This window comes from Mesorhizobium sp. P3_A8 (assembly GCF_056402995.1).
This window is the reverse complement of sequence record NZ_JBFUGI010000005.1, coordinates 20,341-45,034: the sequence shown is the minus strand read 5'-3', so window position 1 is coordinate 45,034 and position 24,694 is coordinate 20,341. Positions and strand designations below refer to the sequence as shown.

Genomic DNA, 24,694 nt, shown 5'->3' with positions numbered 1-24,694 from the left:
GCTCGGGGGGTGCAGGCATCCGCGCTGTCCGGCTTCGTCTTCGAAAGCCCCGATTCGCCCGATGGCAGCGGCCCGGCTTTGACGCGGTCATCGCCAGTCTGATCCGACCAACACGGATTTTCGAACGCCCTTGATCGCGTCGTGCTGCTCAGGCTTTCGCAGGGATCGATCATGGCGCTCGACGCGCCGGCCATGTTCCAGAATGACCGCAATGGGGGCCGAAAGCGGACAGGCGGCTCACAGCTCGGACATGTTCGAAATCAGTCTTTTTGGACGATGGCTCCAGGCTGATGCATCACTTTCGATGGCGCAGCAGTTCGACGACGGTCTGGAACGCCGGCGAGTTCTGTCGCCGGCTTGGATAATAGAGGTGAAAGCCAGACGTGGGCGGACACCATTCACTGAGCACCTCTATCAGTGTGCCTTTGGCCAGGTGCTCGGAGACGCTGTCCTCGGGTACGAACGCAATGCCGTAGCCGGCGATTGCAGCCGTCACCAGGGACCTGATGGTGTTGAAGGTCAGTTGCCCATCGACACGAACGCGCTGGGCGCGGCCGTCTTTCTCAAATTCCCAGGCGTAAAGACCGCCTAACGTGGCCAAGCGCAGATTGATGCAATTGTGCCGGATGAGGTCTTGCGGAGTTTCTGGCCGGGGGGTTCGTGAGAAATAGGCGGCAGATCCTACCGGCACCAGCCTTACCTCAGGCCCGATGCGCACGGCAATCATGTCCTTTTCCAAGCTCTCTCCCAGACGCACGCCGGCATCGAAGCGCTCTGCGGCAATGTCGGTGAAGCCATGATCGATGTACAGTTCAACCTTGATGTCCGGAAACCCGGCGAGACCCGCGGCCAGCTTCGGCCACACGACTGTATCGGCTGCGTTTTCGCTGCAGGTGATGCGCACCGTGCCGGCGGGCTTGTCCCGCAAGTCGCTTAACGCCGCCAATTCCGACTCGATCTCTTCCAGTCGCGGCGCAGCCGTCCTGATCAACCTCTCGCCGGCTTCCGTGGTGGACACACTGCGGGTGGTGCGCGTCAAAAGCCTGATCCCGAGTCGATCCTCTAGCCCGCGTATGGTTTGGCTCAGCGCAGACTGAGAAACTCCCATCTGGGCGGCCGCCCGGGTGAAACTGCGCTCCCTGGCGACGGCCACAAGCGCGAGCAGGTCAGTCATGTCCTCTCGCCTCATTCATTAGTGCTCCTTATTGTTTCTTGCCGATACTAGCATCTAATCGAATGAATGAAACGGGCCTAGTTTGCCGTCACGAGATGGGCGGACGTGCCGCCGGCAACGAAAGCAACGCCAATGACTTTGCGATCTGGGCAAGTAGCGCATCCCAACACGGTTCTCGCCACTGTGCTGACCGTGTACCTGATGATTCTGCTGGACCTTTGCATCGTCTACACGGGCATGCCGGAAATCGGTCGCACCATGGCGATGAGCCCGATCATGCAGACGTGGGTGCAAAACGCTTATCTGCTGTTTTTCGGCGGCTTTCTGCTTCTGTCGGCTCGTCTCGGTGACACATTCGGTCGGAAGCGGGCCCTGCGGCTGGGCGTTATCCTGTTCACGCTGGCCTCCCTCGTGATCGGTTTCTCGCAGTCGTCGTACGAGCTGATCGCCGCACGCGCCGTACAAGGGCTTGCGGCATCCATCCTGGCGCCGAGCGTGCTGGCGGTTATCTCTACCACCTTTGCCGAAGGCAGCGAACGCACGCGTGCCCTGTCGTGGTACTCGGTCGTCGCCGGCGCCGGCGCAAGCCTTGGCATGGTCCTGGGCGGTGTTTTTGCGGGCCTGTTGTCGTGGCGAATTGGGTTCCTGGTCAACCTTCCGATCGGCATCGGCCTCCTCTTCGCGATCAACCGCATCATTCCAGACGGCGAACGCATGCAAGGCCGCTTCGACATTATTGGCGCCGTCGCCTCGACGCTTGGCATGGGCCTGCTGGTCTACGGTCTGGTCAATTCGGCCGCTCAAGGCTGGCAAACCCCTGTCACGTTGCTTTCCCTTGGTGCAGCCGCAGTCGTCCTGGCTTTCTTTCTCTGGTTCGAAAGGCGTGCCGCCTTTCCGGTACTGCCACTGCGTCTTTTCGCGAGCCGGGAGCGGTCGGCCGCCTATGCCGGGCGTATGCTCTATATCGGCTCGATGGTGTCGTTCTTCTTCTTCACCACGCAGTTCATGCAGCAGGTGCTGGGTTACACAGCACTGCAGGCCGGGCTGGGCTTCCTGCCGATGACTGTTCTGACCTTCGGCTCTGCGGTGACGATTCCACGACTTACCCGCGTCGTGGGTGGGCCCGTGCTTCTCATCGTTGCGCTGGCGTCCATGGCGGTCGGCTTGGTCTGGTTGGCTCAAGCCGGAGCCACGGCAACATATTGGCAACTGGCGCTTCCGATGATCCTCATCGGTATCGGGAACGGCACCGCCATGGCGCCGTTAACCGCTGCGGGCGTCCACGGCGTCGAACCTCGCGACCAAGGTGCTGCCTCGGGCGTGGTCAACGTTGCTCATCAGCTCGGCGGCTCGATCGGCCTCAGCGTCTTGATCGTGGTCTTCGCTTCAGCAGCCAGGCCTGCAGCGTCAGCAGCTACGGCCATCGGTCACCAGATCAGTGCCGCCATGCTGGGCGCGGCCGTCATGAACATCGTCGCGATCGCCTTGGCGGCCGCTTTCATCCTGCCGGCCAGCAGGAGCAACGGCGCCGCGCTGCCGGGTTCCGGCCTGTTGCCTCAGACAGACTAACGACAAGGAGAAAACCCATGAAAAAGCGCACACTTGGAAAAGACCTGGAAGTCTCGGCCATGGGCCTTGGTTGCATGAGCTTCGCCTCGACATACGGTGAGACGGGTGGCCATCAAGAGTCGATCGAGATCATTCGCGGCGCCTTCGATCTGGGCGTCACCCTTTTCGACACCGCCGAGGCCTACGGGCCCTTCACGAACGAGGAACTGGTCGGCGAAGCTCTTCAGCCTATTCGAGACAAGGTCGTCATCGCCACCAAGTTCGGCTTTGATATCGACCTTGCGACCGGTAAGCGGAACGGCGGGACCAACAGCCGGCCGGAGCACATCAAGGCGGTTGCCGAGGCCGCTCTCAAACGCTTGCGCACCGACCACATCGACCTGTTCTACCAGCACCGCGTCGACCCCAACGTGCCGATCGAAGACGCCGCCGGCGCCGTGAAAGACCTCATCACAGACGGCAAGGTGAGACACTATGGGCTCTCGGAAGCAGGTGTCGGCACCATCCGCCGCGCCCACGCCATACACCCTCTCACGGCCGTACAGAGCGAATACTCCCTGTTCTGGCGCGATCCTGAGGCCGAGCTGCTGCCGGTGCTGCAGGAGCTTGGGATCGGCTTCGTGCCGTTCAGCCCGCTTGGCGCCGGGTTCCTCGCCGGGAAGATCGACGAGAATACGAAATTCGAGCCAGGTGACTTCCGCAATTCGGTGCCCCGGTTCTCACCTGAAGCGCGCAAGGCCAATATGGCGCTGGTCGACGTGGTCAAGGTCGTTGCGGAGCGCAAAGGCGCCACGCCCGCCCAGGTCGCACTCGCCTGGCTGCTCGCGCAGAAGCCGTGGATCGTGCCGATCCCCGGCACGAAAAAGCTTTCACGCGTCGAAGAGAACGTCGGCGGTGCCGATGTCGAGCTGACCGAGGCCGACCTTTCCGAGATCCGCGTCGGTCTGTCCAAAATCAAAGTGCAAGGCGAGCGGTTGCCGGAGGCGGTCCTGAAAATGACCGGGCTCTGAGAACGCATGCTGGCGTTGGATGAACTCACGAAGGAAGGAATAAGCAATGCGATCAGAAATCACCCGAGTAAGCCGTCGCAGCCTGCTTGCAGCGGCAGGCGTGCTGGCGGCCGCACCGCTCGCAAGCGGTGCCTGCGCTCAGTCGAATGGAGCTTCGCCAACCATCGCAAATGCGCCGCAGACAGACGTGTCAAAGCGCCGGAAACTGGGCTCCCTTGAAGTCTCGGCCGTCGGGCTTGGCGTCCAGAATATGAGCCGCACCTATCAGATGACGGTCCCTACACGAACCGAGATGCACAACATCATCCGGGTCGCCTTTGATCACGGCGTAACCTTTTTCGACGCGGCCGAAGCCTATGGCCCCCATGAGGTCGAGCGGATCCTGGGCGAGGGCATCGCGGGTTTCCGTGACAAAGTCGCAATCACCTCGAAATTTGGTTGGAACATCGATCTGGAGACCGGCAAACGCCTCCCCGGGCTCAACAGCAAGCCCGATCACATCAAGCTCGCTGTCGAGGGCATGCTCAAGCGGCTGCGCACCGACAGGATCGATCTGCTCTACCAGCACCGCGTCGATCCGGAGGTGCCGATCGAGGACGTTGCCGGCGCCGTCGGAGATCTCATGGCAGAGGGCAAGGTCCTCCATTGGGGCCTCAGCGAAATGGGTCTCAAGACGCTTCGGCGCGCCCATGCCGAACGACCCGTGACTGCGGTGCAGAGCGAATACTCGATGCTGTGGCGCGGACCGGAGGAATCGGTCCTTGCGACTTGCGAGGAACTCGGCATCGGCTTCGTGCCATGGAGCCCGCTAGGCGTTGGTTTCCTGACCGGGGCGATTGACCAGGCTACGCGTTTTGCCCCCGGCGACATCCGCGCCATTGAGACCCGTTTTTCGCCGGACAATTTGCCGAACAATCTTGCGCTTGTTGCTCTCGTTAGAGACTGGGCCAAGCGCAAGAACGCAACGCCCGGCCAGATCGCCCTTGCATGGCTGATGGCGCAGACGCCTTGGATAGTTCCTATTCCCGGCACGACCCAGATGGCCCACATGCTCGAGAACATAGGAGCAGCCTCGATTGAATTTTCGCCGTCAGAGGTTGCGGAGCTGAATGCGGCGGTTGCGGCAATCGAGGTGCACGGTCAGCGGCTGCCCGATGCAGTCTTGGCCTATTCGGGCGTGGAAGCGGCGCCGAGATCGTGATGCGTACCAAGCCGAGCACAATGATGCCCAACACCGCAAAACCCACTCGACGAGAGATGCTTGTGTCTTCGCTGCTTTTTCCGCTGGCCGCCGTCAGCGCCATGTCCGCTGCATCGGCTAGCGCCGAATCTGGCGCAGGCGGCAAGCCGCTGGTCGCCTATTTTACGCGCAGCGGCAACACACGCACCATAGCCGCCCTTCTCAGCCGTGACCTCGACGGCGACCTGTTCGAGATAGAGCCGGCTACGCCCTATCCAGCCGACTATTTCGCTACGGTTGACCAGGCAACGCACGAACGCGAGAGAGATTTCCTGCCGCCACTCAAAGCGAGCGTCAGTAATCTCAGTTCTTATAAAACCGTGTTCCTCGGTTTTCCAATTTGGGGTGCTTCGGCGCCACCGATTGTTCGTTCATTCCTGGCCAACCAGGACTTCTCCGGGAAGACCATAATTCCGTTCAATCTGCACGGAGGCTACGGCCTTGGGAACAGCCGCGAAACCATAGCAAGGGCCGCGCCACAGGCAAGTTTTGCCCCAGGGTTCGTCATGGAGGGCCTTCAGGAGCGGCGGACCACCGAGCAGGTGCGCGACTGGCTGACTAAGTCGGACTTGGCTCCGGAAAAAAGGTAGACGGCGAGAAAACGGCTCGCCTTACGGCTTTTCGATATGTGTCGCGAACGGATGGCCGCGTCACCGCCATTCCAGCGTCGATGACGTCGTCACGAAAGCGACCCGTTCCTTGTAGGGACTTCGTACAGTTCCAGCGGCAATTCATCCGGGTCTCTGAAAAATGTAAACCGTTGATCCGTATATGGGTCGATCCGGATTGGCTCAACGGCAACGCCGGCGGCTTCCAGCCGCGCTATTACCGGATCAAGATCCGCCACGGCAAATGCCAGATGTCTCAAGCCTGTCGCCTCTGGATGGGAGGGCCGCATCCCGGGTGCGGGGAAGGAGAACAATTCCAGTTGGATGGATCCGATCCGCAAATCCGCCTTCCATGACTGCCGCTCCTCCCGATAGACCTCACGGATCAGATCGAGGCCGAGAAGTTCGACGTAGAACCGTCGCGACCGCTCGTAGTCGGTGCAGATGAGTGCGACGTGGTGAATGGCATTCAACATGGTGCCAACTCTAGCCAAGCTGGAATCCGAGGCCAAGGTCGCCAATTTTTGAGTTGGCTTCTGCCACCGACATGATCTGCCGCACTGGCCTGTATCCTGGAATCAACTACCCGAGAGTCTGACTGGCGAGAGCGTAAGTCATCGGTGCAATTGCACCGCCGACGGCAAAATCGGCGAGGCGTTTGCCCAGCGACATGGTGAGCACCGTGTCGAAAACCGGCATTCCGCTATGCGACAGAAAGGCGGCGAACTCGCCATTGTCCATGTGGGTGTCGATGCGCAGGAAAGACCCGGAATGGTCGGCCACGTGCGGCTGGACGACCGCCACGGCGTCGGCATCGCTTTGCGCCACGACCGGCCCCACGACATGGCCCCGCCCGAACGGCCGGCAGAGCGCGAATGCGTTCAGCTTATCGCCCTTGAAAAGACCATAGCCGGCCGAGTGTGCGAAAAGCTTCTCGATGAGCGCCGCCCGCCTCACGCCAAACCCTGCCGCGTCGAGCGCGATCACGGCGGGAAAATCATTTTCGACCAAACTCCGGACTTCGCCGCGGGTATTTTCCTGCCCAACTGTCGTCTGCGCACGGACGATGCCCTGGCATTGATAAACGGTCTTCTCCGGCTGGAAGTCGAGCGAGAGATAGAGCCGCCTTGCCGCGCGCGTTGCGTTGAGGCGCAAGTCGCGGCCGACGACCTTGTCGAAGACCCGCTTCATCAACCATTGCCCCGCCCCCAACGTCTGGAGTCGCGGTGAGGTGATGACCATGCCCACGGTGGCGAAATCGGCACCATGCGTGAACCACATGGCCGAGCCGAGAACCCGGCCAATCTCATCGAGCGCCACCAACCCCTGCCCCGATTCACGCACGAATTGCCAATCCTCGGCGCGATGCGGCCATCCCACGGAGAGCGAGAGCGCGTGCAAACGGTCCAGTTCGACGTCTTCGATGTCGCCAATGCGCATCGAGAAGGTATCGATTTTCAAGCTTCCGGACGGCTTCAATTCCATGCCCCTGCAAGATTTCCGCACCAGAGCGCCACCCACTGATGGCCACCCTCTGCTCGCCAACGCTAAACGAGCAGACCGATACGATTTGCTCGAAAGCCGCGCAGCAACGCAAGATTCAACTGAAACATTTCAGCTTTCGGCACGCAATCGCGAAAGAACGCGCACATCCTCTTTGGAAATTTGGCAGCTTATGGTCGACGGCACCGATTCCGGCGAACCCGAAACGCTTTGAGGGCTGGAATGGACGTCTTCGACATCCTCGATCGTCTCGTCGCCTTTCCATCGGTCGCCGGCAGGCCGAACGGCGATATCGCCGGCTGGATCGCGACCTATCTCGCGGAACTCGGAACCCAGGTCACCGTGGTTCCAGGGCCGGAAGGCGATCGTTCCAATCTTTTCGCGACGATCGGCCCCGCCGACGTCCCTGGATACATTCTGTCCGGCCACATGGACGTTGTTCCCGCCAGCGAGCCGCAATGGAGTTCGAACCCTTTCGCGCTTCGCCGGGAGGGCGAACGGCTCTACGGACGTGGCACCACGGACATGAAAGGGTTTCTGGCCGCGGCGCTCGCGGCCGTGCCCACACTGGCGGGACTGCACCTTGCCAGGCCAATCCACCTCGCCTTCTCCTATGACGAGGAGGTGGGATGCCGCGGCGTGCCGCATTTGATCGCCCGCCTTCCCGAGCTTTGCGCCAAGCCGCTCGGCGTGATCGTCGGCGAGCCGAGCGGCCTGCGCGCCGTGCGCGGCCACAAGGGCAAGGCAGCCGCCCGCGTGATCATCAACGGGCGCTCCGGCCATTCCTCGAGGCCCGATCTCGGGCTCAACGCCATCCATGCCATGGTCGCGGCGCTGAGCGCGGCAGTGAACGAGGCCGAACGGCTGACGCACGGTCCGTTCGACGCCGCCTTCGAGCCGCCCTACTCCTCGCTGCAAGCGGGCGTCGTGGCCGGCGGACATCAGGTCAACATCATCCCCGACACCTGCACGCTGGACCTGGAGGCGCGCGCCATACCCGGCGTCGACCCGGCCAGCCTGCTGGCGCCGGTCAAGGCGCGGGCCGAGGCTCTCGCGGCCGATGGCTTTCGCATCGAGTGGACACCGATAAGCGCCTATCCGGCGATGTCGCTGCCGCCAGACGCACCGCTAGCGGGACTGCTGCATGCCTTGACCGGCGAGGTGCCGCTTGCCGCCGTCAGCTACGGTACGGAGGCCGGGCTTTACCAGGCCGCCGGGCTCGATGCGATCATCTGCGGCCCTGGCGACATCGACCGCGCCCACAAGCCGGACGAGTACATCCTTGCCAGCGAGCTCACGGCCTGCCAGCGATTGATCGAGGCCTTGGGCGCCCGCTGCGCGGCTTGACGAGGAACCGGAATGACATTTCTGTTCAACTCCGATGCGCGCCGCGGGGCGGTCTTCGCCGATGCCTTCGCGAGAGAGCTGCCGGACGTCCCCTTCACGATGGATGCCGCAACGGCCGATCCCGACACCGTGCGTTACCTGATCAGCTGGACCGTGCCGGATAATCTCGGCCGCTACAGGAACCTGGAAATCCTGTTTTCCATCGGCGCCGGCGTCGACCAGTTTCGCCTCGATACGGTGCCTGCGAACGTGAAGATCGTGCGCATGATCGAGGACGGCATCGTGCGCATGATGCAGGAATATGTGACGCTTGCCGTGCTCGCGCTCCACCGCAACCTGCCTGGATATCTGGCGCAGCAGCGCGCCGGCGAATGGGCAGATATCGCGCAGCCGCAGGCCCGGTCGCGCCGGGTCGGCGTGCTCGGCCTGGGGCAGCTTGGCCAAGCGGTCCTCGACCGCCTGAAGCCCTTCGGCTTCCCGCTTGCCGGATGGAGCCGCTCGCCGCGGCTGATCGAGGGCGTGACCTGTCATCATGGCGAGCCCGGGCTGAACGAGATGCTCGCGGCCAGCGACATTTTGATCTGCCTGCTGCCGCTGACCGAGGAGACGCGCGGTTTCCTCGACGCCGAGCTGTTTGCAAAACTGCCCAAGGGCGCGGCGCTCGTTCACACCGGCCGGGGGCCGCAGCTTGACCAGGAAGCCCTTGTCGCCGCGCTCGACAGCGACCAACTTTCGGCGGCGATGATCGACGTCACCGATCCCGAACCACTGCCGGCCGGCCATCCGTTCTGGTCGCATCAAAAGGTCATTTTGACCCCGCATGTCGCCAGCGTCACCCAGCCCGCCAGCGCCGCACAGGCCGTTGTCGAAAACATCAGGCGTTACCGCGCCGGCCTTGATCCCATCGGGCTCGTCGACCGGTCGCGCGGCTATTGAAACTCAACATGAAAGGCCATCCCTTGTCCCTGCTCAAGACCGTCGATACCAGCCCTGCCTTCCCACCGCGCGAATCCGGGGCGCTGCCCGAACGGCTGATTTCCGGCAACCCCGCCTTCAAGACCTGGGCGCAGGATGTCGCCAAGGACGACCTCGTCCATACCGGCGTCTGGGAGGCGACGCCTGGCGAAACGCGCTCGATCAAGGGCGAGACTTTCGAGTTCTGCCACATCCTCTCCGGCGTGATCGAAATCACGCCCGACGGCGGCAGACCTGTGACCTACCGCGCCGGCGACAGCTTCGTGATGAAACCTGGCTTCACCGGTGTTTGGAAGACCATCGAAACGGTACGCAAGATCTACGTAACCGTGGGGTGACGGGAGCGTGCGAGGCGCAGGCCTCCGCAACAGATTTTGCCGTCTGTCATCGCCGGCACACAACAATCATCCGCGACCGATCGCCGAACGGTGCATGCTGCGCCAGAGCCCGCGTTAGGCTCCGGCAGAATACTCCAGAGTGGGTGCCATGGGCTTGAGCTTCGACCCGGATACTGTCTCCCTCCCCGTCGGCCATTTCATCGGCGGCGAGCTGATCGCGGCCGAGGGTGCGATCGAGATGCACCGACCGTCGGACGGCGAGCCATACGCCACCTGCCCGGTGGCCGGCGCCGATATGGTCGACCGTGCCGTGGAAAGCGCCAAGGCGGCGCTGAAGTCCAGCAACTGGGGTGGTGTTCGGCCGCGCGAACGAACGAAGGCGCTCCAGGCCTGGGCCGACCTGATCGAGGCGGAGGCCGAAACGCTGGCCAGGATCGAGGCGCTGTGCTCGACCCGGCCCGTCGGCCAGCTCGTTGCCGGCGACATCGCCATCACCGCCGAGCAGATCCGCTTCTTTGCCGAATTCGCCGACAAGGAAGGCAGCGAGCTCGTGCCGACCGACGACGCCACTCTCGGCATGATCATGAGCGAGCCTTATGGCGTGGTCGGCGCGATCACGCCCTGGAATTTTCCCGTCTCGATGGCCGGATGGAAGCTTGGCCCGGCATTGGCCGCGGGCAATGCGGTGGTGCTGAAGCCGTCCGAAATGACGCCCTTTTCGGCAGTCTATATGGCGCAACTCGCCGTAAAAGCTGGCCTGCCGGCAGGACTCATAAACGTGGTGCTGGGAGACGGTCCGACGACCGGCACGGCGCTGACCGGCCATGCCGAGATCGCCAAGGTCAGCTTCACCGGCTCGACCCGCGCCGGATCGGCGATCATGGAGAACGTCGCCCGCACCGGCGTCAAGCCGATGACGCTGGAACTTGGCGGCAAGAGCCCGCAGATCGTCTTTGCCGATGCCGATCTGGACAAGGCGGCGACGGCCATCGCCGGCAGCGTCACCTTCAATGCCGGCCAGGCCTGCGTGGCCGGCACGCGCCTGATCGTCGAGAACAGCGTAGCCGACAGGCTCACGGCTGCCATACTGGAGAGGATGCACGTGGTGCGGCCCGGCCCGACCTGGGACGAGGCGACGCAGTATTCGCCTGTTATCTCGGAGCGGCAGCGGGCGCGTGTCGACAGCATCGTCCGGGCCGCGATCGCGGCCGGCGGCGAATGCCTGACCGGTGGCAGCGTCATTGACAGCCCCGGCTATTTCTACCAGCCCACGCTGATCGCAGATGTCGACCAGGCCAATCCGGCGATCGTCGAGGAAATCTTCGGCCCGGTCCTGACCATCCAGACCTTCGAGACCGAGGAAGAGGCGCTGGCGCTGTCCAGCCATCCAACCTACGGACTGGCTTCCGGCCTGTTCACCGCCGACCTGTCCCGTACCATCCGCTTCGCACGCAAGCTCGAAGCCGGCACCGTCTGGGTCAACCGCTACAGCCGCTCGCGCGACCATATCCTGCCAACCGGCGGCTACAAGCGCTCCGGCATCGGCAAGGATCTCGGCCGCGAGGCCTATCTCGCCAACCGCAGGACCAAGAGTGTCCTGATCAGCCTCTAGAGAGATGCCGATGAAGTCCTATTCGATCGCCCTGATCCCCGGTGACGGCATCGGCCGCGATGTGACCACCGCCGCCTGGTCGGTGCTCGAGACCGCGGCCAGCCACGCGGGCTTTGCCTTGACCGGAACCGAGTTCCCGTGGTCCTGCAAATTCTACAAGGAGACAGGCCGCATGATGCCTGAAGACGGCATCGAGACCTTGCGCGGCTTTGACGCCATCCTTCTCGGCGCCGTCGGCTGGCCGGCGGAGGTGCCGGATTCCGTTTCGCTGCATGGGCTGCTGCTGCCGATCCGCAAGGCGTTCGTGCAATATGCCAACATCCGGCCTCACCGCCTGCTGCCGGGCGTGACCGGCCCGCTGCGGGCGGAAAATTTCGACATATTGTGCATCCGCGAAAACACCGAAGGCGAATATTCCGGCGCCGGCGGGCGCGTGCATCAAGGCACGCTGGACGAGGTCGCGGTGGAGACCTCGATCTTCACCCGCGCCGGCGTCGAGCGCATCTTGCGTTTCGGCTTCGAGCAGGCGCGGACACGGCGCGGCAAGCTCGCCTCCGTCACCAAATCCAACGCACAGAAATACTCGATGGTGTTCTGGGACGAGATCACGCGAAAGCTGGCCGCGGAGTACTCTGACGTCGCCGTGACCAGCTATCATGTCGATGCGCTCGCCGCGCGCATGATCATGGCGCCGGAGAGCCTCGACGTGGTCGTCGCCTCCAACCTGTTCGGCGACATCCTCACCGACATCGGCGCGGCGATTCAGGGCGGGCTCGGCTACGCCGCCTCGGCCAACATCAATCCCGGCCGCTCGGCGCCATCCATGTTCGAGCCGGTGCACGGCTCCGCGCCCGACATCGCCCATCTCGGCATCGCCAATCCGATCGCCGCCATCTGGTCCGGCGCCATGATGCTCGATCATCTCGGCGAAAAGGCCGCGGCCGACCGCGTTATGCAGGCGGTCGAGGCCGCAACCGCCAGAGGCATAGGCACCATTCCCGGCAAGGACCGGACGGAGGCCATCACCGCCGCTGTCGTCGCGGCACTCACCTGATTGCAAGGTCGTTTTCGATGAAAAACCTCAGAGACAAAAGCCTCCTCCGCCAAGCCGGCCTGATCGGCGGCAAATGGGTCGCTGCCGGCTCCGGCAGGACGGTCGACGTCATCGATCCGGCAACCCAGGCGGCGATCGGCACGGTGCCCGACATGGCCGGTCCGGAGACCCGTGCGGCCATAGAGGCGGCGGCTTCCGCCTATGGGGGCTGGAAGAAGAAGACCAACGCCGAACGCGCCGCCCTGCTGGAAGCCTGGCACAGCCTGATGTTGGCGCATCTGGATGATCTGGCGCTGATCCTGACGACCGAGCAGGGCAAGCCGCTGGACGAGGCCAAAGGCGAGATCCGCTACGGCGCATCCTTCGTCAAATGGTTCGCCGAGGAAGCGCGCCGCATCAATGGCCACACCATCCCCTCGCCCACCTCCGACCGCCGCATCATCGTGCTGAAGGAACCGGTAGGCGTGTGCGGCATCATCACGCCGTGGAATTTCCCCAATGCGATGATCACCCGCAAGGTCGCGCCGGCATTGGCCGCCGGCTGCACCGTGGTGATCAAGCCGTCCGAGTTCACCCCCTATTCGGCGCTGGCGCTCGGCGTGCTTGCCGAGCGCGCCGGCATCCCCGCCGGCGTCATTAACATCGTCACCGGCATGCCCACGGAGATCGGCAACGAGATCATGGCGAACGAGGCCGTCCGCAAAATCTCCTTCACCGGCTCGACGCGGGTCGGTTCGCTGCTGATGCGCGGGGCGGCCGACAGCGTGAAGCGGCTCAGCCTCGAACTCGGCGGCAACGCGCCCTTCATCGTCTTCGACGACGCCGATCTCGATCTCGCGATCGAGGGTGCGCTGGTCTCTAAGTTCCGCAATGGCGGCCAAACCTGCGTCTGCGCCAACCGCATCCTCGTCCAGGCCGGTGTCTACGAAACCTTCGCCGCCAAGCTTAGCGCACGCGTCAACGCCATGACGGTGGGGCCGGGCACGCAGCCCGGCGTCGCCATCGGGCCGATGATCAACATGGCAGCGGTCGAGAAGATCAACCGCCACGTCGAGGACGCGCTCGCCAAGGGTGCTGCGATCATCACCGAGAAGCCGGCTCTGCCGGACGGCCCTCAGTATGTCGCGCCGCTGGTGCTGACTGGCGCCACGAAAGAGATGCAGCTTGCCGGAGAGGAAACCTTCGGCCCGGTCGCACCACTTTTCCGTTTCGAGACGGAAGAGGAAGCGATCGCGCTGGCCAATGGCACGCCGTACGGGCTTGCCTCCTACTTCTACACCGAGAATTTGAAACGCGCCTGGCGCGTCGGTGAGGCGCTGGAGTTCGGCATGGTGGGCTTGAACACCGGCTCGGTCTCGATTGAGGTCGCCCCCTTCGGCGGCGTCAAGCTGTCCGGCCTCGGCCGCGAGGGCGCGCAGGCCGGCATCGAGGAGTATCTAGAGATGAAGAGCTTCCACATCGGCGGGCTGGGCTGAAGCCCCGATCGGGCCGGATCGGCGATCACTGAATACGGTCGAGCGCCTTGTAGTAGAGGCCGACCATCGGCAGGAACCAGGGTTTGCCGGAGTATCCGGGAATGGACGGCCATTCGAGCCCCTTCATCGGATTGCGATCTTCGCGGCCGAGCATGGCATCGGCGAGGATGATGCCGAGTTGGGTGGAGAGCTGCGCGCCGTGGCCGGAATAGCCCATCGCGAACCAGACACCGTCATGGTAACCGGCGCGCGGGAAGCGATCCTTGGTCATATCGACCAGCCCGCCCCAGCAATAGTCGATCTCGACCTTGGCGAGTTGCGGAAAGATGGCCGCGAGGCCTGCCTGCAATATCTCTCCGCTCCTGGCGTCGGAGCGCTGGTCGGATGTCGCCGAAAAGCGTGCGCGGCCGCCGAAGATCAGGCGCCTGTCTGGCGACAGCCGGAAGTAGTTGCCGATGTTCATCGAGGTCACGCAGGTTCGGTTGCCCGGCATGGTGGCAGTGATCTCGGCGTCACTCAACGGCCGCGTGGCGATGATGAAGCTGCCGACGGAGATGATCCTGCGGCGGAAGTAGCCGAAGTCAGGCGTCGTGTAGGCGCCGGTCGCCACCAGCACATTGTCGGCGCTGATCCGGCCACGCGAGGTGGTCAGCTCATGCCTGCCGCCGGCCTGCGTGTGGTTGGTAACCGCCGCGTTCTCGTGGATCACGGCTCCATAGCGGGCGGCTGAAGTGGCGAGACCCGCCACATAGCGGCCCATATGCATCATGGCGCTCTTCTTCGACAGCATCGCGCCGTGGAATGGCGAGCCGATCTCGGACTTGAGATCCGCCGCCGACAGCAGCGCCGTATCGGGATCCACTTCGGCATGGAGGGCTTCGAAGTTGCGGGCGATCGCATCAAAATGCTGCGGCTTGGAGGCGAGCTTCAGCTTGCCGGCGCGGCGGAAATTGCAGTCGATGCCTTCCTCCGCGACCAGCGCCTCGATGGTGTCGACGGAGTCGTCGAGCGCCCGGTAGAGCGCGATGGCGCGTTCCTTGCCGAGCTCCGCCTTGGCGGAGAGATAGCCGTGGGCGAGGCCATTGTTTAGGTGTCCGCCATTACGTCCAGATGCGCCCCAACCCACACGTTCCGCCTCCAGCACGGCCACCTTGGCTCCGGCCTTCGCCAATTGGCGTGCGGCGGCGAGACCGGTGAAGCCGCCGCCGATGATGGCGGCATCGTAGTGCCCCTCGACCGGGCCTTGCGCCCCGCCGGAAAAGACAGGGGCCGTGTCGTGCCAGTAGGAGACGAACTTCATCGGCAATCCGCCTGTTTCAGAGCCCAACGACGCCTGGAAGACCGGAAATGTCTGATATCTCGACATAGCCGTAGTACGGGTTGGCCGGTTCATGGCCGCGATTGACCCAGACCTTGTTCTTGATGCCGAGATCGTGTGCCGACATCAGGTCGTAGCGGAACGAAGACGAGCAGTGAAGAATATCTTCCGGGCCGCAGCCCAGCCTGTCGAACATGTATTCGAAGGCCTTGAAGCGGGGCTTGTAGGCCTGCGCCTGCTCGGCGGTGTAGACGGCATGAAACGGCGCGCCGAGCTTTTCAACATTGGACATGATCTGCGCGTTCATGGCGTTGGACAGGATGACCAGCGGAATTTCCTTGGCGACCTTCGCCAGCCCGGCCGGAACGTCGGCGTGCGGCCCCCAGGTCGGGACGCGCTCGTAGACCATTCGGGCATCGTCGGCGCTGAAGGCGACGCCGTTACGCTTGCAGGTGCGCTCGAGCGCATTGTGGACGACGTCGGCATAGGGCTTCCAGTCGCCCATGATCTCGTCGAGCCGATACGCCGCGAAGTTCTTGATGAATTCCTGCATGCGCGGCTCGTCGAGCCGGCTGCCGTAGAGGTCGCGCGCCGCTTCCGCCATCTGGAAAAAGGTCAACGTGCCGTAGCAGTCGAAGGTGATGTATTTGGGCCTGAAGGAAGCCATGTCCGTCGATCTCCGGTGGAAGCACATCCGCGCTGGGATGTATTTCATCATAGGACGGCAGGTGGCGACCCACCTGACCGAAATCGCCCTCCCGAAAGCAGAAAGTTCCGTATCCGCCATCCGGTTTGGCACGCTGTAGCATCTGGCGTGCCGATCGCGGCGCCGCGATCGGCGTGAAACGCATCCGCCGCGGACGATGCCAGCACAAGATGCGGCGCACCGCTTGCGCTACGGCGAAAGATACCGCCGAGGCCAATGCCTTCAGATGATCTGCGGCGCGCCGATGGCCGAGACTTGGGCACTAGACGGAAGGATGCCTCATGCAGCAGGGCGAGATCGAACTCCAGGCCTTCGGGCCGGACCATATTGAGGGAGCGGTGGTGCTTTCTCGCCAGGAGAATTGGCCGCATCGGCCGCAGGACTGGCAGATGGCGCTGCAGCTCTCGAACGGTGCGGTCGCGCTCGACGATCAGGGCCGTGTCACCGGAACCATCCTGGTGACGCCCTATGGCATGGATTGCGCCATGATCAACATGGTGATCGTCGACAGGAATGTGCGGGGCAAGGGGCTTGGGCGCCGGCTGATGGATCAGGCCTTCGCACTTGCCGGCGACCGTCCGCTGCGGCTCGTCGCGACAGCGGACGGCATGCCGCTCTATGAAAAACTCGGCTTCGTGCCGTCCGGTACGATCCGGCAACATCAGGGCAGCGTTGCCGAGCTTGGTGCGCCCGGCGGCGTGGAAGCCGCGGGCACCGCCGACCTCGCGGAGATCAAGGCGCTGGACCGCGATGCCTACGGCGCCGACCGTGAAGCTCTGATCGATGCGCTGGCGGAGCGCGGCCAATTCGCGGTCATCCGCCGTAACGGCGCCATCGAGGCCTATGCCGCGATCCGCCCGTTCGGACGCGGCGAGGTGATCGGTCCGGTCATCGCGGGAAGCACCGACGAGGCTAAGGCCCTGATCGGCTTCTTCGCCGCGCCGCGTCCCGGAGCCTTCCTGCGCGTCGATACCGGCAGCGGGACCGGCATCGCCGGCTGGCTCGAGGAAATCGGCCTCGCCCATGTCGGCGGCGGCGTGGCCATGGACCGTCCACCCAAGACGAACATGGAACAGGCCAGACCGAAAGTTTACGCCCTCGCCAACCAGGCGCTGGGCTAGTCCGGAGGACAACAATGCTCGCCAATTCCCTGATCGAACTCGATCGCGCCCATCTCATCCACCCGGTCTCTTCATACCGTGGTCATGAGGCGCAAGGCGTGCGCGTCTTGAAATCGGCGAAGGGGGCGACCGTGACCGATGCGTCCGGCCGGCAACTTCTTGACGGCTTCGCGGGGTTGTGGTGCGTCAACGCCGGCTACGGCCATGACAGCATCGTCGAGGCGGCGGCCCGGCAGATGCGCGAGCTTCCCTACGCCACCGCCTATTTCGACCTCGGCTCTGAGCCGGCCATCCGCCTCGCCTCGGAACTGGCTGAGCGCGCGCCCGGAGATCTCAATCATGTCTTCTTCACGCTTGGCGGGTCGGACGCGGTCGACAGCACGATCCGTTTCGTCCGCTATTACTGGAATGCCAGGGGCGAGCCAAAGCGCGACCAGTTCATTTCCATCGAGCAGGGCTATCACGGGTCGTCGGTGGTCGGCGCGGGCCTGACCGCCCTGCCCGCCTTTCACGCAGGCTTTGGCATTCCCTTCGAATGGCAGCACAAGATCCCCTCCCCCTATCCCTATCGCAACCCGGTGGGCGAGGACGGCAACGCGATCATCGCCGCATCGCGCGCCGCGCTGAAGGCCAAGATCGAGGAGATCGGACCGGAGCGGGTCGCTGCCTTCTATGCCGAGCCGATCCAGGGCTCGGGCGGCGTCATCGTGCCACCGAAAGGCTGGATCAAGGCTATGCGCGAGCTCTGCCGGGAGCACGGCATCCTGTTCATCGCCGACGAGGTCATCACCGGCTTCGGCCGCACGGGCCCTTTGTTCGCCTGCACCGATGAGGACATCGTTCCCGATTTCATGACGACCGCGAAGGGGCTGACCTCGGGCTATGTTCCCATGGGCGCCGTGTTCATGGCCGATCATGTCTACGACGTCATCGCCGATGGCGCAGGCGCCTCGGCCGTCGGCCACGGCTACACCTATTCCGCCCATCCCGTCAGCGCCGCCGTCGCGCTCGAAGTTTTGAAGCTCTACGAAGACGGCCTTCTCGAGAACGGCATCAAGGCCGGCGCCCGCCTGATGGCTGGCCTGGAGGGCCTGAGGGACCACCCGCTCGTCGGCGACGTGCGCGGCCGCGGCATGCTTGCCGCCGTCGAACTGGTGGTCGACAAACAGAAGAAGGCGCCGCTTCCGGCGTCGGCCATGCCGGCGCGGCGCGTCTTCGACAGGGCGTGGGACAATGGCCTGATCATCCGTGCCTTTGCCACCGGGGTTATCGGCTACGCACCGCCGCTCTGCTGCACCGACAGCGACATCGACGCGATCATCGAACGCACGCGCCGGACGCTCGACCAGACGCTGGCCGATCCCGATGTCCGCCAGGCTCTGGCATGACGGCGGCGAAATATGTCGTGTCTCGAAATATCGCCGGGGCAGACGATTTCGCAATTTTGTGCCGCCCCCTCACGCCTTTTCGGCGAATCCAGCGCGGGGGAAGTGCCAGACTGTTGATACGACAAGGCCAGAAAGCCCGGATATCCGGGCCTTCGAAAAAGGCCTACGCCCCGGACAGCACGGAATTTTGTTCTGTTCAACACATGCAATTCGGCCGCGCGCAGAGGAGACCCAGTCTTGGCCAGGGGCTTTAGCGAATTCAAATACATGACCTTCGATGTCGTCGGCACGCTGATCGACTTCGAAGGCGGCATCACGACTTGCCTGGCCGGGATTGCCGCCGAGGCCGGCGTTTCGCTCGATGGCGAGGAAGCGCTGAGCCTTTACCGGCAGGCCCGCTACATGCCCGATGCAAGCCTGTTTCCCGACGATCTCGTGCGTGTCTACACAGTCATCGCGCCGCGGCTCGGCCTGCCGCCCGAGGAGAGATACGGCGTCCGCCTGCGGGATTCCGCCAGCCTCTGGCAAGGCTTCCCCGACAGCGCGGCGGCATTGGCGGACCTTGCGAAGTCGCACAGGCTGATTGCCATGACCAATGCCCGGCGCTGGGCGCTCGATCATTTCGAGAAGCAACTCGGATCACCCTTCTTCGCCACATTTACAGCCGACGATACAGGCACGGAGAAACCGGACCCGGCCTTCTTCCAGAAGGTCTTCGATTTCGTGGCTTCCCGGGGCGACAGCAAGGACGACATCCTGCACGTGGCGCAAAGCCAGTACCACGACATCGGCATATCCCGGGCGCTTGGCATGACCAATTGCTGGATCGAGCGCCGGCACGCCCAGAAGGGCTATGGCGGCACGATCGAGCCCGAGCGTTTCACCACGCCGGACTACCACTTCACGTCAATGGCGGCCCTTGCCGCCGCCGTGCGGGAAAGCCTGAAGCAACGAACCTGAGCCCAAGCCCGGAAAGCCGCAGGAAGACGAGCAACCCGGAAAACAAACGAAAGGGGAATGATATGACCGACAAGATCACGAACTGGACCAGCGCAGACGATGCCATGGTCGAAAATGCCATTCGGCGGGGCGCGAGCCGCCGTGAACTCCTCAAGATGCTGTTGGCCGGCGGCGCCGCGATTGCCGCGGGCAGCATGGTGCTTGGCCGCGCCACCAATGCCGTCGCCGCCACGCCGGTTTCCGGCGGGAGCTTCAAGGCCGCCGGCTGGTCGTCCTCGACCGCCGACACGCTCGATCCGGCAAAGGCGTCGCTGTCGACCGACTATGTCCGCTGCTGCTCGCTCTACAACCGCCTGACTTTCCTCGACAAGGATGGCGTCACGCAGATGGAGCTGGCCGAAAGCTTCGACAGCAAGGACGCCAAGACCTGGACCGTAAAGCTGCGCAAGGGCGTCACCTTCCACGACGGCAAGGCCCTCACCGCCGACGACGTCGTCTTCTCGATGAAGCGCCATCTCGATCCGGCGGTCGGTTCCAAAGTCGCCAAGATCGCGGCCCAGATGACCGGCTTCAAGGCCGTCGACAAGTCCACGGTCGAAATCACGCTCGCCGATCCGAATGCCGACCTCCCGACCATCCTGGCGCTGCATCACTTCATGATCGTCGCCGATGGCACCACCGACTTCTCCAAGGGCAACGGCACCGGTGCCTTCGTGCTGCAGACGTTCGAACCGGGCGTGCGGTCGGTCGTCACCAAGAACAAGAACTACTGGAAATCGGGCCAGCCCTATCTCGACTCGTTCGAATTCATCGCCATCAGCGACGACAGCGCCCGCGTCAACGCCCTGCTTTCCGGTGACATCAACTTCGCCGCCTCGATCAATCCGCGCGCGATGAAGCTCATCGGCGGCCAGCAGGGCTTCGAATTGTCGAAGACGACCTCGGGCAACTACACCGACCTCAACATCCGGCTCGACATGGATCCGGGCAACAAGGCCGACTTCGTGGCCGGCATGAAATACCTCGTCAACCGCGAGCAGATCGTCAAATCGGCATTGCGCGGCCTTGGCGAAGTCGGCAACGACCAGCCCGTCTCGCCGGCGAACATCTTCCACAATGCCGACCTCAAGCCGAAGGCCTTCGACCCCGACAAGGCCAAGTTCCACTTCCAGAAGTCGGGCTTGCTCGGCCAGTCCATCCCGGTGATCGCCTCCGATGCCGCGACCTCGTCGATCGACATGGCGGTGATCATCCAGGCCGCCGGAGCCGACATCGGCATGAAGCTCGACGTCCAGCGCGTCCCGTCCGACGGCTATTGGGACAATTACTGGCTCAAGGCGCCGATCCATTTCGGCAACATCAATCCACGCCCGACGCCGGACATCCTGTTCTCGCTGCTCTACGCCTCCAACGCGCCCTGGAACGAAAGCCAGTACAAGTCGGAGAAGTTCGACAAGCTGATGATCGAGGCGCGCGGCTCGCTCGACCAGGCCAAGCGCAAGGAAATCTATGGCCAGATGCAGACCATGATCTCCGAGGAGGCCGGCACCATCATCCCGGCCTACATTTCCAACGTGGATGCCCTCTCCAGCAAGGTGAAGGGTTTGGAGGCGAACCCGCTCGGTGGCATGATGGGCTACGCAATGGCGGAATATCTCTGGCTCGAAGCCTGAGAGGCGCCTGCCGGGGGCCGGATAGCCGGTCCCCGGTACAATTGCGCAACATGGCTTGGCCGAACGCAACCGCAGGAGCGCTTCCATGACGTCTGGGGTTTTAAACCTCGTGTTGAAGCGGCTGGCGATCGCGGTCGTTACACTTCTGATCGTCCTGTTCGCCGTGTTTTTCGCCACCAGCATGCTGCCCGGCGACACCGCGTCGATCCTGCTCGGCCAGGCGGCTACGCCTGAAGCCGTTGCCGGCTTGCGCGAGGCCATGCATCTCAACGATCCGGCAATCCTGCGCTTCCTGCGCTGGCTTCTCGGCCTGCTCCACGGCGACCTCGGCACCTCCTATGCCAATGAGATGCCGGTCGCGGCGCTGATCGGCGGGCGCTTCGTCAACACCATGGAGCTCGCCGGCATCACCACGCTGCTTTCGGTGCCGCTGGCGCTGACGCTGGGCATCACCGCCGCGATGCTGCGCGGCTCCTTCTACGACCGCACCGTCACCATTCTTGCGATCGGCGTCATCTCGGTGCCGGAGTTCATGGTCGCGACGCTGGCGGTCCTGCTTTTCGCTGTCTATCTCAAATGGCTGCCGGCGCTGTCCTCGGTCAATGAGGCGCATACGCTGACCGACCTCGTGCGCATCTATGCGATGCCGGTGATCACACTCACCTTCGTCATCTCCGCCCAGATGATCCGCATGACACGCGCCGCGGTGATCGAAACGCTTTCCACGCCCTATGTCGAGATGGCGCTTCTCAAAGGCGCCTCACGCGGCCGCATGGTGCTCAAGCACGCGCTTCCCAATGCGCTCGGGCCGATCGTCAACGCGGTTGCGCTGTCGCTGTCCTACCTGGTCGGCGGCGTGATCATCGTGGAGACGATCTTCAACTATCCCGGCATCGCCAAGCTGATGGTCGATGCGGTCGCGACCCGCGACCTGCCGCTGATCCAGAGCTGCGCAATGATCTTCTGCCTCGGCTATCTCTTGCTCATCACGATCGCCGACATCATCGCCATCATGTCCAACCCGAGGCTCAGGTGACGATGGCGCGCGTGGCAACTTCCCGACGGTCCTTCCTGGGTCACAGCTACAATCTCGTGGGCGTCGTGGCCGCGCTGGTCATCCTGGCGTGGACGCTGATCGCCATCTTCGCGCCCTATATCATTCCCCATTCGATCGGCGACATCGTCGACGACGATTATTTCGGCCCGATGCGTCAAGGCCTATGGCTCGGCTCGGACTATCTGGGGCGCGACATGCTCTCGCGGGTGCTGATGGGCGCGCGCTACACCGTCGGCATATCGCTCGCCGCCGTCGTCATCGCCTGCGTCTCGGGCGTCGTGCTGGGGATGATCGCGGCCGTCACCGGCGGCTGGCTCGACAGCTGCCTCAGCCGCTTCCTCGATGCGATGAACTCCATCCCCAGCAAGCTGTTCGGCCTTGTGGTCGTCGCCGCGGTCGGCTCGTCGATCCCGGCGCTGATCCTGACGCTCGCCGTCATCTATATCCCCGGCGCCTACCGTTTCGCGCGGGCGCTCGCCGTCAACATCAACAGCATGGACTTCATGACCGTCGCTCGGGTCCGCGGCGAAAGCACCGCCTATCTCATCGGATCCGAAATACTGCCCAATATCATGCGCCCGGTGCTGGCCGACTTCGGCCTGCGCTTCGTCTTCATCGTGCTCTTGCTCTCCGGCCTGTCCTTCCTCGGGCTCGGCCTGCAGCCGCCCCTCGCCGACTGGGGCGCGCTGGTGCGCGAGAACATTGGCGGCCTGCCCTTCGCGGCGCCCGCCGTCATCATTCCGTCGCTGGCGATCGCCAGCCTCACCATCAGCGTCAACCTGCTGATCGACAACCTGCCGCAGAAGATCAGGGACAGGGACGCATGAGCAATCTCGTCGAGGTCAGGAACCTGAGGATCGAGGCGACGACCGACGCCGGTCGCGTCGTCGAGATCATCAAGGGCGTCAGCCTCGACATCGCCGATGGCGAGATCGTCGCCCTGATCGGCGAAAGCGGTTCCGGCAAGACGACGATCGCGCTCTCGCTGATGGGCTATGCGCGTCCTGGCTGCCGGATCACCGGCGGCGAGATCAATGTCAACGGCAAGAACATGGCGGCACTTTCCGAAAAGCAACGCGCAAGGTTGCGCGGCACCGACATTGCCTATGTTCCGCAAAGTGCCGCCGCCTCCTTCAACCCCTCGTCCACCATCATGGAGCAGGTGATCGAGGTGACGCGCATCCACGGGCTGATGCCGCCCGAGCAAGCGCGAAAGCGAGCGGTCGAGCTGTTCCGGGCCTTGTCGCTGCCGGATCCGGAAGGGATCGGCGCGCGTTATCCGCACCAGGTTTCGGGCGGGCAATTGCAGCGGCTGTCGGCGGCCATGGCGCTCATCGGCGATCCCAAGCTGATGATCTTCGACGAACCGACGACGGCACTCGACGTGACGACGCAGATCGACGTGCTGAAGGCATTCAAATCGGTCATGCGGGCTGGCGGGATAGCGGGTGTTTACGTTTCCCATGATCTCGCGGTCGTCGCCCAGATCGCCGATCGCATCGTGGTGCTGAAGGGCGGCGAAGTGCAGGAGACCGGCACCACGGCTCAGATTCTTTCGGCTGCCCAGCACCCCTATACGCGCGAACTGCTGGCCGCCTTCGAGCCGAAACCGCGGCAAGCACATGCGGACGCGGATGCCGGGACGAAAGAGCTGCTGCGTATCGACAATGTGACCGCCGGCTATGGCGCGGTGCGGGGTGACGGACTGCCGCTTGTCCGCGCTGTCAATTCCGTCAGCCTGGTCGTCGAGAAGGGGCGCAATCTCGGCGTCATCGGCGAATCCGGCTGCGGAAAATCGACGCTGGCGCGCGTCATCGCCGGCATCCATCCGGCGGCGGCCGGCGACATCATATTCGACGGCAAGGAATTGCAGCGCGCCGCAGGGAAACGCAGCCAGGACCAGCTGCGCGAGATGCAGATCGTGTTCCAATATGCCGATACCGCGCTCAATCCGGCCAAGCCGGTGGAGGACATCATCTCCCGGCCGCTAGCCTTCTATCACGGGCTCGACAGACAGGCGCGCTCGAAGCGCGTCGACGAACTGCTCGACATGGTTCGCCTGCCGAGGACACTGCGCTACCGTCGCCCGTCGGAGCTTTCTGGCGGCCAGAAGCAGCGCGTGAACTTCGCGCGCGCCCTGGCGGCCGGACCCAAGCTCATCATCTGCGACGAAATCACCTCGGCACTCGACACGGTGGTGGCGGCCGCGGTGATCGAACTGCTCAAGGAGCTACAGCGCGAGTTGGGCCTTTCCTACATTTTCATCAGCCACGACCTCTCCGTCGTCGAAGCGATCTGCGACGAAATCATGGTCATGTATAATGGGCAGCGGGTGGAGCAGATCACGCCCGACAGACTGCAGGCGCCCACCCACCCCTATTCCAAGCTTCTGTTCTCCTCCGTGCCGAAGCTCGATCCGACATGGCTCGATGGCCTCGTCCGCGATCCTGAGCTCGTCAGCCAGTATGGCCATCGATAGGGCGGTTAGCCGTTTCATGGAAACAGCTAACCGCCTATCTATTTGTTTTTAAAGCAATTCCCTAGGGAAAGCGCTACGCGCTTTTCC

Annotated in this window: 24 protein-coding genes; 19 read left to right on the top strand and 5 right to left on the bottom strand. The window is 63.6% G+C overall.

Annotation, left to right across the window (positions count from 1 at the left end):
- Window positions 1-295 precede the first annotated feature (295 nt).
- Window positions 296-1,189, bottom strand: coding sequence for a LysR substrate-binding domain-containing protein (locus AC1DX4_RS13335; protein WP_477220737.1), 894 nt, complete (start codon window positions 1,187-1,189; stop codon window positions 296-298).
- 117 nt (window positions 1,190-1,306) lie between these two features.
- Between AC1DX4_RS13335 and AC1DX4_RS13330 the strand changes: the two genes are divergently transcribed.
- From AC1DX4_RS13330 to AC1DX4_RS13315, 4 genes are read left to right on the top strand one after another with little or no spacing between them, the layout of a single operon-like run.
- Window positions 1,307-2,743, top strand: coding sequence for an MFS transporter (locus AC1DX4_RS13330; protein ID WP_477220736.1), 1,437 nt, complete (start codon window positions 1,307-1,309; stop codon window positions 2,741-2,743).
- A gap of 17 nt (window positions 2,744-2,760) precedes the next feature.
- The gene (locus tag AC1DX4_RS13325) at window positions 2,761-3,753 is read left to right on the top strand and encodes an aldo/keto reductase (protein ID WP_477220735.1); all 993 of its coding nucleotides are present in this window, start codon (window positions 2,761-2,763) and stop codon (window positions 3,751-3,753) included.
- A gap of 46 nt (window positions 3,754-3,799) precedes the next feature.
- Window positions 3,800-4,954 (top strand): aldo/keto reductase, encoded by a 1,155-nt coding sequence (locus tag AC1DX4_RS13320; RefSeq protein ID WP_477220734.1) that lies wholly within the window; start codon window positions 3,800-3,802, stop codon window positions 4,952-4,954.
- The gene (locus tag AC1DX4_RS13315; protein ID WP_477220733.1) at window positions 4,954-5,583 is read left to right on the top strand and encodes a flavodoxin; all 630 of its coding nucleotides are present in this window, start codon (window positions 4,954-4,956) and stop codon (window positions 5,581-5,583) included. The genes AC1DX4_RS13320 and AC1DX4_RS13315 overlap by 1 nt, the downstream gene beginning before the upstream one ends.
- Window positions 5,584-5,672: 89 nt before the next feature.
- Here the strand turns inward: AC1DX4_RS13315 and gloA2 are convergent, their stop codons facing one another.
- Window positions 5,673-6,077 carry an SMU1112c/YaeR family gloxylase I-like metalloprotein gene (gene gloA2 / locus AC1DX4_RS13310; protein WP_477220732.1) on the bottom strand — a complete coding sequence of 135 codons (405 nt, stop codon included), beginning with the start codon at window positions 6,075-6,077 and terminating at the stop codon, window positions 5,673-5,675.
- Between the two features lie 106 nt (window positions 6,078-6,183).
- Window positions 6,184-7,086, bottom strand: a complete 903-nt coding sequence (locus AC1DX4_RS13305; protein ID WP_477220731.1) for a GNAT family N-acetyltransferase — start codon at window positions 7,084-7,086, stop codon at window positions 6,184-6,186.
- Between AC1DX4_RS13305 and AC1DX4_RS13300 the strand changes: the two genes are divergently transcribed.
- The 7 genes from AC1DX4_RS13300 to AC1DX4_RS13270 all read left to right on the top strand — a co-directional run bounded on the left by AC1DX4_RS13300 (window position 7,034) and on the right by AC1DX4_RS13270 (window position 13,905).
- Window positions 7,034-7,318: a hypothetical protein gene (locus AC1DX4_RS13300; protein WP_477221101.1), complete on the top strand. Its 285-nt coding sequence runs from the start codon at window positions 7,034-7,036 to the stop codon at window positions 7,316-7,318. The two genes, AC1DX4_RS13305 and AC1DX4_RS13300, sit on opposite strands and share 53 nt — an antisense overlap.
- A gap of 8 nt (window positions 7,319-7,326) precedes the next feature.
- Window positions 7,327-8,451: an acetylornithine deacetylase gene (argE, locus tag AC1DX4_RS13295; RefSeq protein ID WP_477220730.1), complete on the top strand. Its 1,125-nt coding sequence runs from the start codon at window positions 7,327-7,329 to the stop codon at window positions 8,449-8,451.
- A gap of 12 nt (window positions 8,452-8,463) precedes the next feature.
- A complete protein-coding gene (locus tag AC1DX4_RS13290) occupies window positions 8,464-9,387 on the top strand; it encodes a 2-hydroxyacid dehydrogenase (protein ID WP_477220729.1) in 924 nt (307 codons plus the stop codon).
- A gap of 23 nt (window positions 9,388-9,410) precedes the next feature.
- On the top strand, window positions 9,411-9,764 hold the full coding sequence (locus AC1DX4_RS13285) for a cupin domain-containing protein (protein ID WP_477221086.1): 354 nt from the start codon (window positions 9,411-9,413) through the stop codon (window positions 9,762-9,764).
- A 148-nt stretch (window positions 9,765-9,912) separates the two neighbouring features.
- Window positions 9,913-11,376 carry an aldehyde dehydrogenase family protein gene (locus AC1DX4_RS13280; protein ID WP_477220728.1) on the top strand — a complete coding sequence of 488 codons (1,464 nt, stop codon included), beginning with the start codon at window positions 9,913-9,915 and terminating at the stop codon, window positions 11,374-11,376.
- Window positions 11,377-11,386: 10 nt separating this feature from the next.
- The gene (locus AC1DX4_RS13275; RefSeq protein ID WP_477220727.1) at window positions 11,387-12,430 is read left to right on the top strand and encodes a tartrate dehydrogenase; all 1,044 of its coding nucleotides are present in this window, start codon (window positions 11,387-11,389) and stop codon (window positions 12,428-12,430) included.
- Between the two features lie 17 nt (window positions 12,431-12,447).
- Window positions 12,448-13,905 (top strand): NAD-dependent succinate-semialdehyde dehydrogenase, encoded by a 1,458-nt coding sequence (locus tag AC1DX4_RS13270; RefSeq protein ID WP_477220726.1) that lies wholly within the window; start codon window positions 12,448-12,450, stop codon window positions 13,903-13,905.
- A 25-nt stretch (window positions 13,906-13,930) separates the two neighbouring features.
- On the opposite strand, the gene AC1DX4_RS13265 is transcribed toward AC1DX4_RS13270, so the two are convergent.
- Window positions 13,931-15,205, bottom strand: coding sequence for an NAD(P)/FAD-dependent oxidoreductase (locus AC1DX4_RS13265; protein ID WP_477220725.1), 1,275 nt, complete (start codon window positions 15,203-15,205; stop codon window positions 13,931-13,933).
- A 16-nt stretch (window positions 15,206-15,221) separates the two neighbouring features.
- Entirely contained in the window at window positions 15,222-15,890 is a 669-nt protein-coding gene (locus tag AC1DX4_RS13260) for a haloacid dehalogenase type II (protein WP_477220724.1), read from the bottom strand.
- Between AC1DX4_RS13260 and AC1DX4_RS13255 the strand changes: the two genes are divergently transcribed.
- The 8 genes from AC1DX4_RS13255 (at window position 15,889) to AC1DX4_RS13220 (ending at window position 24,607) form a co-directional block, all read left to right on the top strand.
- Window positions 15,889-16,029: a hypothetical protein gene (locus AC1DX4_RS13255; RefSeq protein WP_164762593.1), complete on the top strand. Its 141-nt coding sequence runs from the start codon at window positions 15,889-15,891 to the stop codon at window positions 16,027-16,029. The two genes, AC1DX4_RS13260 and AC1DX4_RS13255, sit on opposite strands and share 2 nt — an antisense overlap.
- Before the next feature lie 181 nt (window positions 16,030-16,210).
- Window positions 16,211-17,050 carry a GNAT family N-acetyltransferase gene (locus AC1DX4_RS13250; protein ID WP_127327812.1) on the top strand — a complete coding sequence of 280 codons (840 nt, stop codon included), beginning with the start codon at window positions 16,211-16,213 and terminating at the stop codon, window positions 17,048-17,050.
- Window positions 17,051-17,064: 14 nt separating this feature from the next.
- A complete protein-coding gene (locus AC1DX4_RS13245; protein ID WP_477220723.1) occupies window positions 17,065-18,438 on the top strand; it encodes an aminotransferase class III-fold pyridoxal phosphate-dependent enzyme in 1,374 nt (457 codons plus the stop codon).
- Between the two features lie 267 nt (window positions 18,439-18,705).
- Window positions 18,706-19,398, top strand: a complete 693-nt coding sequence (locus AC1DX4_RS13240; RefSeq protein ID WP_477221085.1) for an HAD-IA family hydrolase — start codon at window positions 18,706-18,708, stop codon at window positions 19,396-19,398.
- A gap of 62 nt (window positions 19,399-19,460) precedes the next feature.
- A complete protein-coding gene (locus AC1DX4_RS13235; RefSeq protein ID WP_477220722.1) occupies window positions 19,461-21,071 on the top strand; it encodes an ABC transporter substrate-binding protein in 1,611 nt (536 codons plus the stop codon).
- Window positions 21,072-21,156: 85 nt separating this feature from the next.
- Complete coding sequence (locus AC1DX4_RS13230; RefSeq protein WP_127327816.1) at window positions 21,157-22,107, top strand: ABC transporter permease; 951 nt, start codon at window positions 21,157-21,159, stop codon at window positions 22,105-22,107.
- A 2-nt stretch (window positions 22,108-22,109) separates the two neighbouring features.
- The gene (locus tag AC1DX4_RS13225) at window positions 22,110-22,955 is read left to right on the top strand and encodes an ABC transporter permease (RefSeq protein ID WP_477221084.1); all 846 of its coding nucleotides are present in this window, start codon (window positions 22,110-22,112) and stop codon (window positions 22,953-22,955) included.
- Window positions 22,952-24,607, top strand: a complete 1,656-nt coding sequence (locus AC1DX4_RS13220; RefSeq protein WP_477220721.1) for an ABC transporter ATP-binding protein — start codon at window positions 22,952-22,954, stop codon at window positions 24,605-24,607. The genes AC1DX4_RS13225 and AC1DX4_RS13220 overlap by 4 nt, the downstream gene beginning before the upstream one ends.
- Window positions 24,608-24,694 lie beyond the last annotated feature (87 nt).